This is a genomic window from Paraburkholderia atlantica, assembly GCF_009362785.1.
Taxonomy (GTDB): Bacteria; Pseudomonadota; Gammaproteobacteria; order Burkholderiales; family Burkholderiaceae; genus Paraburkholderia; species Paraburkholderia atlantica.
On sequence record NZ_WHNQ01000003.1, the window covers coordinates 229,136 to 244,746 of the forward strand.

General features: G+C 61.5%; 12 protein-coding genes. 5 read left to right on the plus strand and 7 right to left on the minus strand.

The window, feature by feature from the left end; genetic code table 11:
- The first annotated feature begins 322 nt into the window (after window positions 1-322).
- Both GCT19_RS05570 and GCT19_RS05575 read left to right on the plus strand, forming a co-directional pair.
- Window positions 323-925 carry a DUF1326 domain-containing protein gene (locus GCT19_RS05570; protein ID WP_018436175.1) on the plus strand — a complete coding sequence of 201 codons (603 nt, stop codon included), beginning with the start codon at window positions 323-325 and terminating at the stop codon, window positions 923-925.
- Between the two features lie 2 nt (window positions 926-927).
- Complete coding sequence (locus tag GCT19_RS05575; RefSeq protein ID WP_152851403.1) at window positions 928-1,719, plus strand: DUF2182 domain-containing protein; 792 nt, start codon at window positions 928-930, stop codon at window positions 1,717-1,719.
- A 33-nt stretch (window positions 1,720-1,752) separates the two neighbouring features.
- Here the strand turns inward: GCT19_RS05575 and GCT19_RS05580 are convergent, their stop codons facing one another.
- The 3 genes from GCT19_RS05580 to GCT19_RS05590 form a co-directional block, all read right to left on the minus strand.
- Complete coding sequence (locus GCT19_RS05580) at window positions 1,753-2,703, minus strand: alpha/beta fold hydrolase (protein ID WP_321576759.1); 951 nt, start codon at window positions 2,701-2,703, stop codon at window positions 1,753-1,755.
- 135 nt (window positions 2,704-2,838) lie between these two features.
- Entirely contained in the window at window positions 2,839-3,396 is a 558-nt protein-coding gene (locus GCT19_RS05585) for a TetR/AcrR family transcriptional regulator (RefSeq protein ID WP_152851267.1), read from the minus strand.
- A 264-nt stretch (window positions 3,397-3,660) separates the two neighbouring features.
- Window positions 3,661-4,050, minus strand: coding sequence for a DUF1493 family protein (locus tag GCT19_RS05590; RefSeq protein ID WP_152851268.1), 390 nt, complete (start codon window positions 4,048-4,050; stop codon window positions 3,661-3,663).
- A gap of 787 nt (window positions 4,051-4,837) precedes the next feature.
- Here GCT19_RS05590 and GCT19_RS05595 point away from each other — a divergent pair.
- A complete protein-coding gene (locus GCT19_RS05595) occupies window positions 4,838-6,367 on the plus strand; it encodes a CYTH and CHAD domain-containing protein (protein WP_152851269.1) in 1,530 nt (509 codons plus the stop codon).
- Here GCT19_RS05595 and GCT19_RS05600 read toward each other — a convergent pair.
- The 3 genes from GCT19_RS05600 to GCT19_RS05605 form a co-directional block, all read right to left on the minus strand.
- Window positions 6,356-6,769, minus strand: a complete 414-nt coding sequence (locus GCT19_RS05600) for a hypothetical protein (RefSeq protein ID WP_013093752.1) — start codon at window positions 6,767-6,769, stop codon at window positions 6,356-6,358. The genes GCT19_RS05595 and GCT19_RS05600 overlap by 12 nt on opposite strands.
- Before the next feature lie 98 nt (window positions 6,770-6,867).
- A complete protein-coding gene (locus GCT19_RS42630; RefSeq protein ID WP_013093753.1) occupies window positions 6,868-7,041 on the minus strand; it encodes a hypothetical protein in 174 nt (57 codons plus the stop codon).
- A gap of 308 nt (window positions 7,042-7,349) precedes the next feature.
- A complete protein-coding gene (locus tag GCT19_RS05605) occupies window positions 7,350-9,800 on the minus strand; it encodes a two-partner secretion domain-containing protein (protein WP_408582370.1) in 2,451 nt (816 codons plus the stop codon).
- Between the two features lie 282 nt (window positions 9,801-10,082).
- Between GCT19_RS05605 and GCT19_RS05610 the strand changes: the two genes are divergently transcribed.
- A complete protein-coding gene (locus tag GCT19_RS05610) occupies window positions 10,083-11,423 on the plus strand; it encodes an MFS transporter (protein WP_152851271.1) in 1,341 nt (446 codons plus the stop codon).
- 50 nt (window positions 11,424-11,473) lie between these two features.
- Window positions 11,474-14,224: an MGH1-like glycoside hydrolase domain-containing protein gene (locus tag GCT19_RS05615; protein WP_152851272.1), complete on the plus strand. Its 2,751-nt coding sequence runs from the start codon at window positions 11,474-11,476 to the stop codon at window positions 14,222-14,224.
- On the opposite strand, the gene GCT19_RS05620 is transcribed toward GCT19_RS05615, so the two are convergent.
- On the minus strand, window positions 14,205-15,599 hold the full coding sequence (locus GCT19_RS05620; RefSeq protein WP_152851273.1) for an MFS transporter: 1,395 nt from the start codon (window positions 15,597-15,599) through the stop codon (window positions 14,205-14,207). The genes GCT19_RS05615 and GCT19_RS05620 overlap by 20 nt on opposite strands.
- Window positions 15,600-15,611: the final 12 nt, after the last annotated feature.

A 15,611-nucleotide genomic window follows, 5' to 3' on the forward strand; every position in this document is an offset into this window, starting at 1 on the left:
TATTTGCGTTTCAGGGAAAGGCTTTTTAGGCACTCCAAGCTGTGCCGGGCACTGCTTTGATCGCGATTTTAATTGCAATACCCCTCCACGGTCAAATGTCTTATGTCTTATATAAGAGTCGGTCTGCGGAAACCGGCGATGCGTGATGCGCTTCGGGCGCTGGGCGCACGCTTCCCCGCCATCGCAAAAGCACCGACTGTGTAAGCCGTTTCAATCATTCGCCGTCGCTCGAATGCTTTGCTTACTGCCCGCTTAACGCCTACAACAGAGGATGTCCGGCGATGTTCTTCCCGGCCGGATTCAACCGGCAGCGGAGGTGCAAATGAGCTATCAACTGATGGGCAGCATCCTCGAAGTGTGTGAATGCAAGGTGCTGTGTCCTTGCTGGATCGGAGAAGACCCCGATAACGGCTCGTGCCGCAGTGCGATGGCTTACCACTACGAGCGAGGCACGATCGACGGCGTCGATGTATCGGGCCTGACGATCGCCTTCGCGGCGTTCATTCCCGGCAATGTGCTCAAAGGCGGCTGGCGCGTCGCGATGTTCGTTGACGAGCGCGCGAGCGACGCTCAGTTCGACGCTCTGGTGAGCGTGCACCGTGGCGAGCGCGGCGGCCCCCTCGCGGATCTCGTGCAGTTGATCGGCGAAGTCGTGTCCGTGGAACGCGTGCCGATCGAATATACGGTCGTCGATGGCAAGGGCAGGATGAAAGTCGGCGAAGCTATCGATGCCGAGTTGGAGCCCTATCGCGGCCCGACCGGCGAGCCGACCAAACTGGTCGAAAGCATCTTTTCGACGATACCGGGCTCCCCTGCTTTCGTCGGCAAGGCGAACTCTTTCCGCCTGCGGCACGAAAAGCTCGATCTCGACCTCGCGTTGAGCGGACATAACGCCATTCAGGGATCGTTCAATTTCGCGTCGTGAAGATGCTCGCACGCTCGCGGCTGTTCGCGCCGCTCTTCGTCGCATTGACGAGCAGCGCGTGGCTGGCACTATGGGTGTGGGACGCGGGACCCTATGCGCGTTATCTGCGTCACGCGAGCTGGGCCGAACTGCCGCTCGTCGGCACGATATGCCGCGAGGTGCCGGGCGCGAGCCTCACGATCGCGGCGCTGCTGCACAGCGTCGCATGGCTGCTGATGATCGCGGCGATGATGCTGCCGAGCGCCTTCCCGCTGTTCGATACCTTCCGGCGGATGACCGTCGCGCGCGACAACCGGCGCACGCTGATGGCGCTTCTGATCGTCGGTTATGCGACGACATGGGCGCTGTTCGGCGTGGTCGCGCACGGTTTCGATGCGGCGCTCCATCTGGTCGCCGACAAAGTTCCGAGCTTGCTTGTGAACGGCTGGCTGATCGGTGCCGCGATCGTCGCGCTCGCGGGCCTCTATCAGTTCAGCAGCCTCAAACATCGATGTCTCGACAAATGCCGCTCGCCGCTGATGTTCATCGCCGAGCATTGGCGGGGCAAAAGCGCGCGCCGCGAGAGCTTCGTGCTCGGCATCAGTCACGGCGCGTTCTGCATCGGCTGCTGTTGGGCGCTGATGCTGCTGATGTTCGCGATCGGCACAGGCAGCGTCGGGTGGATGCTGGCGCTGGGCGCGATCATGTCGGCCGAGAAGAATTTCCGTTGGGGCAGGTCGATCGGCAAGCCGCTCGGCGTCGCGTTGCTTGCGTGGTCCGCGTGGATCGTCGTACAGCACGCCCGCATCGTCTGAGCCGTGCGCGGCAGCCTGCGCGCACCTGCCCCGTTACCCCCTTTCGCTTCCAAAGAACGCCGTGAGTTCTTCGGCGACCGCGCGCGGTTGTTCTTCTGGAATGAAATGCCCGCAGTGACTAATGGTGCGGCCTTGGACGTCGGCGAAAAAGGCTCGCAGCGGGGTCGCCATATCGGCGATGGACCCTTGATCGGAACCGAGCGTCAGCAGTGGCAAATCGAGCATGCCTCGTTGCTTCAATTCCGCGTTCTGCCGGGCGGACACGTGCGCGGCGCGGTAATACGCGAGGCCGGCGCGCAAGCCGCCGTCTTTCTTCAGAATCCGCAGGTATTCATCGATATCGGCGTCAGTGAACGTGTCGGGATTGGCCGTCTTTCGCCGCAAAAACCAGTCGAGGTATTCGCGTTCCTTGCCGGCTAGCAGCACTTCCGGCAGATCCGGTAGGACGTGAAACGCAAAATGCCAGGTACGCCATGCACGCTCGGGCGCGATCGGCAACGCATCGGGCAACGTCACGCCGGGGATCCCCGCATCCAGCAGCGCGACGCGACGGACCTCGTCGGCGAACATCACCGCGTAAGGAAAAGCCACCCACGCTCCAATGTCGTGTCCGGCGAGAAAGTACCGGCTCACTCCGAGTTGCTGGAGCAAACCGTGGACATGGCTCGCAAGGGTCTGTGTGTCGTAGCCGTCCATCGGACGATCCGAATCACCTTGTCCGGGAAGGTCCGGCGCGACGATTCGATAGGTCTTCGCAAGCAGCGCCATCACGTTGCGCCACGCGAACCAGCTCTGCGGAAAGCCCGCGAGCAACACGATCACGTCGCCCTGTGGGTTTCCCCCGGTGACGTAGTGCAGTCTTAATCCGTCTACGGTCGCGAACTTGTGCTCGAATCCTTCCAGCCCCCGAACGGGCCTTGATGCTGGCAGCGTGCTTACGATTTCGGAACTCACAGATGGCATGGGCGAGTTAAGTGCTTTCACGAACGAGACTCCTTAGGGTTGAGTGATTACATCGTTGAACCGCTGTTTCTCATCGGCGGGTCAGGTTGGGAAATGCTCATTTCCTAATTTGGCGAGCAGCACACGAAGGCGATGCGCTGTTATGTCGTGCTGTGCTTAGTCCAGCAGACGCATGGCCTGCTCCGCCGCCGCCATTATGTGTGCCCGGGGCCGCCCGACTTTGCCGACGACCCTCAAACCTTGCGTCAAACTCAGCAGGGCGCGGCCGGTAGCGTCCGCATCCACGGCGGACGCGATCGAACCGTCTGTCTGGCCCAGCCGGATCAGACGGCACAACAGACGCTCCGTTCGCTGCAAAGAAGCGGCGACATGACCGGCGACCTCATCATCAAAAGCGAGCAGATCGATTGCGCTTCCGACTACGAGACAGCCCCGCTTGCCCTCGTCGCCAACTGCGGACTCGGCATAAAACCGCAGAACGGCCCGCACCTTGTCGCGGCCGGTTTGCTCCGCGTCGAGCAGGCTTTGCAACTGGCCATTCCGTAGATGGATGTAGCGCTCCAGTGCGGCAAGGAACACCGCTCGCTTATCGGTGAACGCCTTGTAGATACTGCCGGCCGTGAGGCCCATCGCGGAACCGAGATCGCCAAGAGATGTCCCTTGATAGCCGCGTTCGCGAAAAATCTGGATTGCGCCGTCCAGCGCGACGTCCATGTCGAATTCGCGAGGACGGCCTGGAGCTCGAGGCTGTCTGGCAGGATGGTGGCGTGTGGTCATGGCGCGATTATAGGAAATGATCATTTCCTAATCAAGATGTCCCGGTGTGTACGGTTGTGAGAATCGCGAACTTTGGGTGCGTCGAGCCGAGCAAACCCTAGGGCAAGGCGCTGCCTACGGGCGAGTTTTGTACGGCATTCTTACTGCATGGCACGAGGTGAGACCTTATCGACCGCAGGCCGCAATGACTCCCATTGGCGGTCACTCCCCGGGCGACGCGCTTCGCGCTTCCGATACGCGTTGGCTGTCCCACACGCCTAGCTCAATCGCACGCTGCAGCATTCCGACTGTAATTGGCTCTTTATTTTTGTAGTCTTTCACGCCTCTGAGTTTTAGAAGATACCGGGTAAGAATCGAAAAGGGCCAAACGCTGAATCCTTCCATATTAAAATATCTAAGAAATTCGAAATCGCCGGGTTGAACGTTAAATGTTATTGCGAACGTGTTGATGAGCTTGCTCGCATCGTCGCCCGTGACGCCAAAATCGTCTTCTAAAGAACTGGATGGCCTTATTGCTATTTTTGGCGGAATTCCGATTTTCCCCCGCGAGAATTCCTCCAGCTCAGCCGAAACTTCCGGTGGTGGCATCATTTATACGATCCTCGTTTTTTACCAGTTTATTGTAGTGCATGACAGATGAGGCGGAGATCCTTATAACGTCATAAGCTGCTAATGTAATACCTAGCTGCGGAATCCAGCGCCCTACGAATGCACCTTGATTCTTCGGTTGCGATGCAAATGAAAAGTGTTTCGTTATCGACGGCCCTTCCGCCATAGATATATGTATTGATCTTCTTTGTTGAATCATTGCTTATGAGCTGCTCATACTCGTTCACCTGTTTGGTGCTCCGCTTGCGTTACGTGCATCGCCTGGTGGCGCGTTGCATCACATCGATTAATGTCGTTACCGCGCCATGAGAGTGATCGTTTTTACTCTGTGCGGCATATGATTCCCCTACTCTTTCGAAGGATTGGGGTAACGTGCTCCGGCGTCATTTCCAAAAATATTTTTGGGCCCGACTTCTGGGAGTTTCTTGAGTCTTGTCGACCAGAAATGCGGGCCGTTAGCCTGGCGGTTTCAACATGTCGGTCCATAGTTGCGCATACCGTTTTCCCCATTTACTTTGGGAACACTCGCTATTTGTCGTTGTGAGCTTGTATCGGGTCGACGTGCATCACCGTTTTAAGCACGACGAAAGTTGTGCAAAGAGGTGGCTAAGACGGTGGACAAGTTTTGCACGAATGCCTGCTTGCGCTGCTAACCCACCCCGTCTCCAGGAAACGTTGGGTGCGGAGCGGCCACGTGGGACGATCGGCTGCGACGCAGCCCAGCGAATCCGGTGTAGTCTGAAGGTATCGTGCTCATTTCGGAGGCGGCATGGAACGGGAGCTAAAGCTGCGCGTTGCGAACGAAGATCTCGGCAAGTTGCGTAACGCGTCGATACTTGCGCAATCGGAAGCCACAGCAGGAACGCCTCGCCTGCTGACGAGCACCTATTTCGATACGCCCGAGTTTTCGTTTCACTGGTGCGGGGCTTCGCTGCGCGTGCGCAGCATCGGCAAGGAGAAGATCCAGACGCTGAAGCTCGAAGGATCGGCCAAGGCGGGGCTGTTCGACAGGGACGAGTTCGAGATGCCCGTGAATAGCGACACCCCCGATCTGAAGCTGCTGTGCGACCCGATCCCCGACGACAGCGACTGCGGCAAGCTGATTCGCGACGAGACCGTTGCCGCCCAACTGAAGCCAGTGTTCGTCACGCGGATCAACCGCTCGGCGTTTGAGCTGCGCCAGCCGTCCGGAGACGAACTCGAGCTTGCGCTCGACGAAGGAACCATCGAGGCGGAGTCGGGTTCGGTGCAAATCGCCGCCGTGGAACTGGAATTGAAACAGGGCGATCCGGACATGCTGTACCGCGTCGCGCTGGAAATGCTCGAAACCGTGCCGCTGCGTATCGATCATCGCAGCAAGGCCGATATCGGGTATGCACTGCTGGTAGCCGAGCACAGCGAGGCAGTGAAAGCGCAACCGGTGCGACTGGACAAGCGCGATTCGATCGAGGATGCATTCTGCGTCATCGTGCGCAACTGTCTGGACCAGGTCCACGCGAACGAACTGGGCGTCGTGTCGGGCCATGATCCATCGAGCGTCCATCAGATGCGCGTGGGGCTTCGCCGCTTGCGTTCGGCACTCGATCTGTTTGCGAAGGTCATCCCCGCCGCGCCCGGTTTCGACGAGGAGTTGCGCTGGATTGCCTCGGAACTCGGCGCAGCGCGCGACTGGGAAGTGCTTGCGGGATCGACGCTCGAACATGCCGGCGCCAACGGCAATACGGACGAGATCCGCCCGGTCAGAGAAGCGTGCGAGCAGATTGCGGTCAACAACCGGCAGCGCGCGGCTGCCGCCGTCGAATCGGTTCGCTATACACGGCTCGCGCTCCAGTTGGCGCTCTGGTTGAGCCGCAAGGGTTGGCGAGATGAGATGTCCGACGAACAGCGCAACGCGATCGGCAGCCCAGTGAAGCCATTCGCCGCCGATGTTCTGCGCCGTCGGCACAAGAAGCTGATCAAACGGGGCAAGGATTTGGCCGATCTCGACGATCACAGCCGTCACCGCGCCCGCATCGCGGCGAAGAAGGTTCGATACGCCACCGAGTTCTTCGCGTCGCTATGCCCGCGGCGGGTCGTGCGCCACTATGTCGAGGCGCTCACCGCGCTTCAGGATGATCTCGGCTGGCGCAACGATGCCGTCGTCGCCGATCAGTTGCTGAAGTCGCTGCTGACGAAGGCGCCCGAGGCGGCCTCGGGCGCGGCCTTCGCACGTGGCTTCCTCGCGTCACGCGTCGCTGCCGATCATCAGACATTGAAGAAGCTGTGGAAGCGCTTCAAGCTGCTTTCGTCACCGCACTGATTGTCCGAACAAGCGGGACCATACCGCGCGCACGCGGCGCGCGCGATCCTCGAACAGATACGATGCAGCGAGCGCAAACAGGCCAGACATGACCCCCGTCGCGATGTGTTCGAGCGCATGAAAGCGGTAATGGCTCAAGTGAGAGTAAGCATCGCCGATCGCGGTCAGGCAACCGACGAGCAGTGCGTTGCTATAGCGGTTGCCGTACCACTTCGCCGCCGGCGTGAAGGTGAGCAGCAGCGCCAGAACACCGGTGAGCAGACCGGTCTTGAATGCGATCGCCCAGTGCGTGAGGCTCATGACGTTGCCCCAGCTCCCCGGCATACAGGTCATGCACGCGCTGGTTGGCTGCCAGAAACGCTGGACAAGCAGTTTGAAGCGGCGTTTCCATGCGCTTCCCATGATGTACTCCACGATGTCCGGTGCGAAATCACGCGGAAATGGTACATCGCGAGCGCGCCGTAGCGTACCTGAGCGCGGTGGCGCACGAGGGAACTTCGCTATGACGACCGATCTCGATTTCTCGCTCGCGTGGCGCCGGTAATCACCGCGATACCTAGCAGTATCACGGCCACGATGGCGATGATGTGCTGCGCGACGTGCAGCGCCATCAATCCCCACGCGACGCCGCCAATGAAAATGATCCATCCGACCAGATAGATGAGCAGGGTCATCGTTGTTCTCCATGATCCACGGGCCTATCTCCAAGCACATTGCGCGCCTGATGCCATCTCCATTGTGTCTGGCATAGTCTGTGCGCCCGACACCACCGTTTGCGCAGTCCTCCAGGCAGCGCCCTCAGCTATTACCGATCGCGATGGGCGCTCCCCCCACCCCGCTCCAACGCGCCGCCGTCCGGCGGTCGCACCGGCTTCGTATGCGGCCGCGTATCTGCGGCAACACCTCGTGGCTTGAGCTTGTCGACGATCCGGTGATTCACCGCAAACGCCGAACCCGTCCGCCGCCTTCCCGAAGATCGCGCCTACTGGCCCGGTTGCCAGCGCAGGATGGGATGCGTCGCGCCGGCAGGCATGACCCACGCGCCGGTTGGACTGAAATCCCACGATGCGTCGAAGCTCGCCGGGTTGCCCATTTGAGTGGTCGTGAGGCCATTCGACGTGGGCAGTTGTGCGCCGCTCCCGGCGCTGACGGTTTGATTCGTTGTCTGTGCATCCCAGTAGACGTTGGTTGCGATCGTCGCGGTGGCGGCCGAGTTATCGGCTGCGATGCCGCCGAAACTGATCGGAGTACCCGGAGGCGCGCAGCAAAAGCCTCGAACCAGCCCCGTCGCAAACGACTGCTCGATCACGCCGGAGTTGGCATATACGAGGCCGCCCGCGCTCAAGTCGCCAAGCGCCTCGCCCGTCGCATAGGATTGCGACACCGTACCGGAGTTAGCGCCAACAAGGCCCCCCGGAAAGATACGGACGCCCCCTTCGACATTTCCGGTCGCGAAAGACTGAACGATCCGTCCAGAGTTGATGCCGACGAGCCCACCCGCGATGCCGGCATCGCCCACAGAAACGCTGCTCCACGAACGCTCGATGAGCCCGTCGTTAGTGCCCACTAAACCGCCGACCGGAGCGCCGCCATAGTGCGGGGAGCCCCGCCCGCCGGTCGTGTACGCATAGGTGATCAATCCCAGGTTACGGCCGGCCAGTACGCCGTACGTGTAAGTAAGGGACCCATTGTCGATGACGTCGTCATTGAGCGCGAACAGTGCGCTGTTGGTCATACCGACGTTGCGCACCACGCCAGCGGTGCCGATCACGCCGAACAGGCCGAGCGACAACGTCCGCGACGGCGAGTACGTGTCATTCTCACCGAACCGGTCGATTACATGCCCCATGCCGTCGAACTGGCCGGAGAACGGTGTCGCCGCATTGCCCAGCGGAATGAAGTCGACCCCGCCCGACGAAGATGACGTGAGATTCGTCGCACTCGCGTCGATATCCTTGCCGAGCGCGTAATTGCCGGAAAGGTCGAGCGACACGTTCTGCAGATCGGTCAGCGAATTGACGAGCTTGTAGGCAGTCACTTGCGTCACGAGACCGCTGTAGGGCGCTGCCGTCCATGCGCTGTTCGCGACGATCGTCCCGGGGCTGTAGCTGCCGTTCATGTCGTAGAACGCACTCACCAAACCGGTACTGCCGGACCAGTCGATCTTGCCCTGGTTGGCCACGCTGCCGCTGTTGTCGATGCCCGCCCCATCGGCACGCAAGCTCAGGTTGCCGCTGCCGCTGTTCGACAGTGTCGCTCCTGACGCAATCGTCACGTTGTGAGCAGCCACGAGCGATAACGACGCCGGGCCTTTCCAGCGAAGATTCGACGCCACGTTCATATCGCCGGTTGCGCCATTCGTGCCGGTCGCGGTCGCATCGACGGATGTGCCGGCGTTCAGGCTGCGCATGAAAGCGTGGGCCGTGGCGCGATCGATGGTGAAGGCTGGCGTCGAGACGTTCCAGCGCCCCGCTTGAACCGCTGCGTCGTGCGCAAAGCTGAGCGTGTTGGCGAGCGTATCGACGGTGCCGCCGCTGCCATCGACATTCGTTGCGGCAATAGTCCCTCGTTGCGTCACGTGTCCCGTGTCGGCTACGAGCCAGACGTGGCCGTCGCGCATCGCCGTGCCCGTCGCGCGGACCCGCGAGCCACCACCTGCAAGCGCGTAGATATTTCCGTCGGCCGCTTCGAGATTGATCTGCGCGGCTTGCGTGGCACCGCGATCGATCACGGTGCCTTTGCTGCCTATCTGCACGAAAACCTGCCTGCTGCCGGACGAATCGAGCAACGCCACCTGCTGCCCCGTGACGAATTCCGCGGTGCCGTTCGGCGCGCTGACCGAGCCCGCATTGATCACGACATCGCGTGCGATCAGGAAAACATCGCCTCCGCTGGAACTGATCTTGCCGAGATTGAGCACGTTGCCGTTCGATGTACCCGCGAGCGTGAGCGTCCCGCCATTGATGAACGCGGTATTCGGCAGATCGAGTGTCGAAGCGACGAATCGTCCGCCAGTCGCGACAATCCCGCTGCGACCCACGACGATGCCTTGCGGGTTGATCAGATAAACACTGCCGGTTGCCTTCAGGCTGCCGAGAATCGCGGAAGGCGCGCCGGCCGTCACGCGATTGAGCGTTGCGCCCGAACCGTTGTCGAAGGTGACCGTGTTGCACTTGCCGATCGAGAAGCTGTTCCAGTCGATCACGCCGCGAGTCGAGTTGGGTTGCGTGACGGTGATCGCGTTGCCCTGACCGGCGATGGTTCCCGTGCCGGCCACATAGTGGCCGCCTTGCGGAAGCACGCCGCCGGCAGACACCACATGCGGCAATGACAATCCAGCAAGAAAGACAGCGATGAGGGATGAGATGTGTTGAGACGGATGTCGGCGATAGCGCGCACGCAGTGTCGGACGACTCAATGACAGAGGTGTCATATGTCCCCCTTCCGCGGAGGGTGAACGCCATCGGCCCGCAATCCGACCGGAGTCGCGTGAACCCTGGCTAGTCCGCACGCTGAATACTAGTCAGCTTGTTCGCGTAATGCCAATGAATCTCACCCGCCCCTTCGGGCGGCAGCACTGACCTCGCCCGACGGCAAGGAACGCACTGCACTCGCATGCATAAGCCAGATCAGTGTTCTATTCTTTCTCTGCAGCCCCGTCAGGTGGGAAGCATTGAGCGGGCAGCAAAACGCGCGACGCCTATGGACCTCTGACATGCCTCTATCCAGTCCAGCCCGGAATGGGTCGACCAGACCGCCCGCCCCTCGCCTGACGACGCTCAGCCACATACAGATCGCGTCGCTGTGGTTTGCGCTGTTTACCCAATGGATGACCGTCGTGCCGGTGCTGGTGCCGTCACAGGTCGCCGAGATGCTCGGACCCGATGCCGCGTTGAAGGAAGGGGTGGCCGGCTCCGTCATTGCGTCCGGCGCATTCGTTGCAATGATCGTGGCGCCACTGGCCGGCGCGCTGTCAGATCGCTCCTCCGCAAAACATGGACGTCGCCGATCGTTTCTCGTCACCGGCGTGTTCGGCACTGCGATTGCACTGGTATGGCTTGCTTCATTCACCAGAGGGGCGAGCCTCTGGCTGTATGCACTCGCGTTTCTGAATCTGCAGTTCTGGTGGAACTGGGCGGCGGGTCCGTATGCCGGGCTGGTGCCCGATGTCGTGCCAAAACGGGAAACCAACCGCGCGAGCGCGTGGCTCAACGTGATGTCCGTGCTCGGCACCATCAGTGGCAACGTGGTGCTCGTCGTGCTCTATTCGCCGGGCCGCCTGTATCCGACGGTGGCCACGTTCATTGCGATCATGCTGCTCTGCCTTTGGCTGACGATTCGCGGCTCGCGCGAGCCGACGCCTGTCAGATCCCATGAACGGTTCGAGTTCCGCGCGTTCATGCGCTCGTTCTATCTCGATCCGCGCCTGCACCAAAACTTTTACTGGGTGCTGGTAACCCGTCTGTTCGGCAACATGGGCATCTGGTCGATCTTCACCTTCATGCTGTACTACCTGCAGGACGTAATCGGCATTCGTCATCCGACCGGTGTGATGAACGGGCTTCTTGGTGTCGGCGTGGTGCTGGCGATCCCGGCGAGCCTGCTGGGCGCACGGCTCGCCGACCACCACGGCGCCGTCCCGGTCGTCCGCCTGACAAGCTGGATCATGGCCGGAGCCGCAATCGGCTTCGTCCTGCTGGCGTTGCATCCGAACCTGTTGCTGGTGATCGCAGTCGGACTCGTTTTTTGCGCCGCTTACGGGACCTATCAAGCCGTCGACTGGGCGCTCGCGCTGCAAGTGTTGCCGGACGATGCATCCAGCGGCAAGGACATGGGCATCTGGCAAGTGTCGATGGTGCTGCCGCAGATCCTCGGCCCTGCCGCGACCGGGTGGATGCTGTCGTGGGTCAAGGCGCTTGCCGGTGCGGGAGCCGCCTACGTCGTCGCGTTCGTCGTCGCAGCGGGGTGGTTCGTGCTCGCGGCGTGGTTCGTCTCGCACATCAGGCTTGCTTCGCAGCAACACGTATCCACCGGGCTCGCCGGGCGATCGTCATAGGGCGACCGCTCCCCCTGTTGCAGGTTAATCCGGCCGTAACGGAGGCAGAAATGGCTCTCGCAGACGTCGATGTCACGGAACAAAAACGCTTGAACGACGCGCATGCGGCACAGGTGCCGTGGAAGAAGTGGGGGCCGTACCTGAGCGAGCGGCAATGGGGAACCGTCCGCGAGGACTACAGCGAGGATGGCGACGCCTGGAACTATTTCACTCACGATCAGGCGCGCTCGCGCGCCTACAGGTGGGGAGAGGACGGGCTCGGCGGACTATGCGACGACCAGCAGCGACTCTGCTTCGCGCTCGCACTCTGGAACGGGCGCGACCCGATTCTGAAGGAACGCCTTTTCGGGCTCACCAATAGCGAGGGCAACCATGGCGAGGACGTGAAGGAATATTACTTCTATGTCGACAGCACGCCGACGCACTCGTACATGAAGTATCTGTACAAGTACCCGCAGCGGGAATATCCGTACCTCGATTTGATCGAGACGAACCGGAAGCGGTCGCGAGAGGAACTCGAGTACGAACTGCTCGATACCGGCGTATTCGATGACGACCGGTATTTCGATGTGTTCGTCGAATACGCGAAGCGCGATCCACAAGATATCTTCGTGCGCATTTCCGTGCACAACCGCGGGCGGGACGCGGCACAGCTTCGAATCCTGCCAACGCTATGGTTTCGCAATGCATGGTCGGAGAACCACGACGATCCCAGGCCGTCGCTGTGCGAAGAGGCTCCGGGCGTCATTCGAGCGAGCCATCATGAACTGGGCAACTACTGGCTCTATTGCGAAGGCGCGACCGAACTGCTGTTCACGGAAAACGAAAGCAATGCACGGCGTCTTTGGAATCGACCCAATGCTTCGCCCTATGTGAAGGATGCATTCCACGCGTACGTGATCAGCGGGCAACGCGAGGCGGTGAATCCCGCCAGAACGGGAACCAAGGCGGCGGCTCATTACGAATGCGACGTACCCGGCGGCGACAGCGTGACGATCCGGCTGCGCCTGAGCGCAGCGAGCCGCGACAACGCGTTCGACGGTTTCGAGAACACCTTCAACGAACGCATTGCCGATGCGGACGAGTTCTACGAGCGCATCGCACCGAAATCGCTGACCGAAGACCAGCGCCGGGTGCACCGTCAGGCGCTGGCGGGCATGTTGTGGGGCAAGCAGTACTACTACTTCGATCTCGAACTGTGGCTGCGCGAGCATGGCAGTCATCCGTTGCTCGACGGCGAGCGGCTCGATGTGCGGAACACCGGGTGGTTCCACATGCTGAACGCGGACGTGATCTCGATGCCGGACAAATGGGAGTATCCGTGGTACGCGGCCTGGGATCTGGCGTTCCACACGATCTCTCTGGCGCTCGTCGACTTCGATTTCGCGCAGGAGCAATTGCTGCTGATGTTGCGCACCCTGTATGTCCATCCGAGCGGCCAGATCCCGGCCTACGAGTGGAACTTCAGCGACGTCAATCCTCCCGTGCATGCCGCCGCCACGCTTTGGCTCTACCGGTACGGCAAAGAGCTGGGACGGGCCGACCCGCGCTTTCTCGAGCGCTCGTTTCAGGGGCTGATGCTCAATTTCAACTGGTGGGTGAATCGCAAGGACCCGTCGGGACGCAACGTGTTCGCCGGCGGCTTTCTGGGTCTGGATAACATCGGGGTGTTCGATCGCAGCGCGCAATTGCCGACCGGTGGATCGCTGGAACAGGCGGACGGAACCGCGTGGATGGCGTTTTATTGCCAGTGCATGCTGGAGATGGCGATCATCCTGACGGAATACGATCCGATGTACGAGGAGATCGCCTTCAGGTTCGTCCAGCACTTCATGTGGATCGCCTACGCGATGGATCGGCGCGGCGAACATCCGGACGACATGTGGGACGAGCATGACGGCTTCTTCTATGATCTGCTGCGGCTTCCCGACGGCCAGACCATGCGGCTGAAGATCAGGTCGATGGTGGGGCTACTGCCGCTGTGCGCGACCACGGTGTTCGAAGCCGATTCGGTGACGCGCTATCCGAAACTGATGGAACTGATCGCCCAATTCCGCAAACGCTACCCGGAGCTGCTCGCCCACGTGGCGCCGACAGATACGGGCTTCATCGGCCATCGGGAGCGCAGGCTCCTGTCGATCCTGAACAGGCGCAAGCTCGAACGCGTGCTCGGATACCTGCTCGACGAAAACGAGTTCCTCGGACCGCATGGCATCCGTTCGCTCTCTCGCTATCACCTCGAGCATCCGTATGTGCTGAACGTCGGCGGGACCGATTACAAAGTGGAGTACCTGCCGGCCGAATCGAATACGGGCATGTTCGGCGGGAATTCCAACTGGCGAGGTCCGGTATGGATGCCGGTGAACATGCTCGTAGTCAGGGCCCTGATGAATCTCTACAGCTTTTTCGGCGACGAGTTCAAGGTGCAATGCCCGACCGGGTCCGGGCAGTACATGACGCTGTTCGAGGTGACACAGGAAATCGTCCGGCGACTGACGGGTACGTTCTTGCGCGATGCTGATGGCAGACGTCCCGTCTACGGCGGGACCAGCAAGTTTCAGGACGATCCGCACTGGCGCGACCTGATCCTGTTCTACGAGTATTTCCACGGCGACAATGGTGCGGGACTCGGGGCCAGTCATCAGACAGGCTGGACGGGCCTCGTCGCACCTCTGTTGGACATGTTCGGGCGGATCGATGCTCGAACCGTACTCGAAAGCGACCGCTGGCGCGTGATGGCCGGCACTGCCGCGCAACAGTCGGGCAGCAGCGACAACGCTCTCAACGCGCGCCGTCCGTGACCATCGATCCGGCTGTCTTGAGGCCCGTGACTATGCTCAGGAGGCTCAAAAGCGTCACCAAAGCTGCCAGCATCGCCGCCCGATGCAGCCCTTCGGCAAGATGGCCGAACTCCGGCCGCACCAGCGAACCGAACAACCCCACGCCGAGCACGCCGCCAATCTGACGCGCGGTGTTTAAGACGCCCGATGCAATACCCATGTATGACGGTTCCACGTGCGCCAGCACCGCGGTGTTGATCGACGGCACCGCGAGCGCGACACCGACGCCAACACTGAGCAGCGGCAACGCGACTGCTAGCGCGCTGTTATCCACCCGCACGAACGCAAGCGCAACATAGCCGAGCGCCGCCACTGCCTGGCCGACAAGCATCGGCAGGCGATAACCGAAACGCGCGGTCAGCGAGCCCGACGCGACGTTTGCGACTGCGACCACCGCCGTCATCGGCAGGAACGCGAGGCCGGTTTCGAGCGGCGTGTCGTGACGCGCGTTCTGGAAAAACAGACTCATCGCGAACATCAGTCCGTAGTAGCCAAAATTCAGCGACAGCCCCGTTAGAGCGCTGACACTCACCGCGGCATGACGGAACAGCGCGAGCGGTAAAAGCGGTTGCGCCTGCCGCGCCTCGACGATGACGAACAGCCCGCCCGCAGCGGCCGCGACGGCAAGTCCCGTCAACACGGTCATGCTGGTCCAGCCCAGCCTGCCGCTTTCGACAACCGCATACGTCAGTCCGACCAACGCAACGACGGCAAGCGTCTGGCCGGCCAGGTCGACGCGACGCGCCGCGTGCCCCTTCGTCTTCGGCGCATGAGCGATGGTCAGCCAGATGCCGACGACGCCGATCGGCACGTTGATCAGAAAAATGGCCGGCCAGCCGAAGCGGTCGACGAGCACGCCGCCGACCAGCGGACCCGCCCCCAGCGCGAGCGCCGCCGTGCCAGCCCAGACACTGACCGCCCTGGCTCGCGCATGCGGCTCCGGAAACGCCGCGCCGAGCAGCGCCAGCGACGACGGCACGCACAGCGCCGCGCCGATGCCCTGCACCACTCGCGCCCCGACCAGCAGCGCCGCGCCATCCGACAGCCCGCACCCCACCGATGCGCAGGTAAACACCACGAACCCGGCGAGAAAAATGCGCCGCGCGCCGAACCGGTCGGCCAATGCGCCAGCGGACAGCAGCAGACTCGCGAACGCCAGCGTGTACGCGTTGACGACCCATTCCAGCGCCGTCGAATCGAGGCCGAGGCTATCGCGCATTCGTGCGAGCGCGACGTTCACCACCGTGACGTCGAGACAGATGATGACGAAGCCGAGGCTCGTCGCGAGCAGGGCAAGACGTGGTGACCGAGCCGGTGAGCTGAGCTGTTTGCGCATGATGTCCGTGCA

Coding starts and splice junctions, on each gene's coding strand:
- GCT19_RS05620 (WP_152851273.1), bottom strand. CDS start 15,599: ATGCGCAAACAGCTCAGCTCACCGGCTCGGTCACCACGTCTTGCCCTG.
- GCT19_RS05575 (WP_152851403.1), top strand. CDS start 928: ATGCTCGCACGCTCGCGGCTGTTCGCGCCGCTCTTCGTCGCATTGACG.
- GCT19_RS05610 (WP_152851271.1), top strand. CDS start 10,083: ATGCCTCTATCCAGTCCAGCCCGGAATGGGTCGACCAGACCGCCCGCC.
- GCT19_RS05600 (WP_013093752.1), bottom strand. CDS start 6,769: ATGGGAAGCGCATGGAAACGCCGCTTCAAACTGCTTGTCCAGCGTTTC.
- GCT19_RS05585 (WP_152851267.1), bottom strand. CDS start 3,396: ATGGACGTCGCGCTGGACGGCGCAATCCAGATTTTTCGCGAACGCGGC.
- GCT19_RS05605 (WP_408582370.1), bottom strand. CDS start 9,800: ATGACACCTCTGTCATTGAGTCGTCCGACACTGCGTGCGCGCTATCGC.
- GCT19_RS05595 (WP_152851269.1), top strand. CDS start 4,838: ATGGAACGGGAGCTAAAGCTGCGCGTTGCGAACGAAGATCTCGGCAAG.
- GCT19_RS05570 (WP_018436175.1), top strand. CDS start 323: ATGAGCTATCAACTGATGGGCAGCATCCTCGAAGTGTGTGAATGCAAG.
- GCT19_RS05590 (WP_152851268.1), bottom strand. CDS start 4,050: ATGATGCCACCACCGGAAGTTTCGGCTGAGCTGGAGGAATTCTCGCGG.
- GCT19_RS05615 (WP_152851272.1), top strand. CDS start 11,474: ATGGCTCTCGCAGACGTCGATGTCACGGAACAAAAACGCTTGAACGAC.
- GCT19_RS42630 (WP_013093753.1), bottom strand. CDS start 7,041: ATGACCCTGCTCATCTATCTGGTCGGATGGATCATTTTCATTGGCGGC.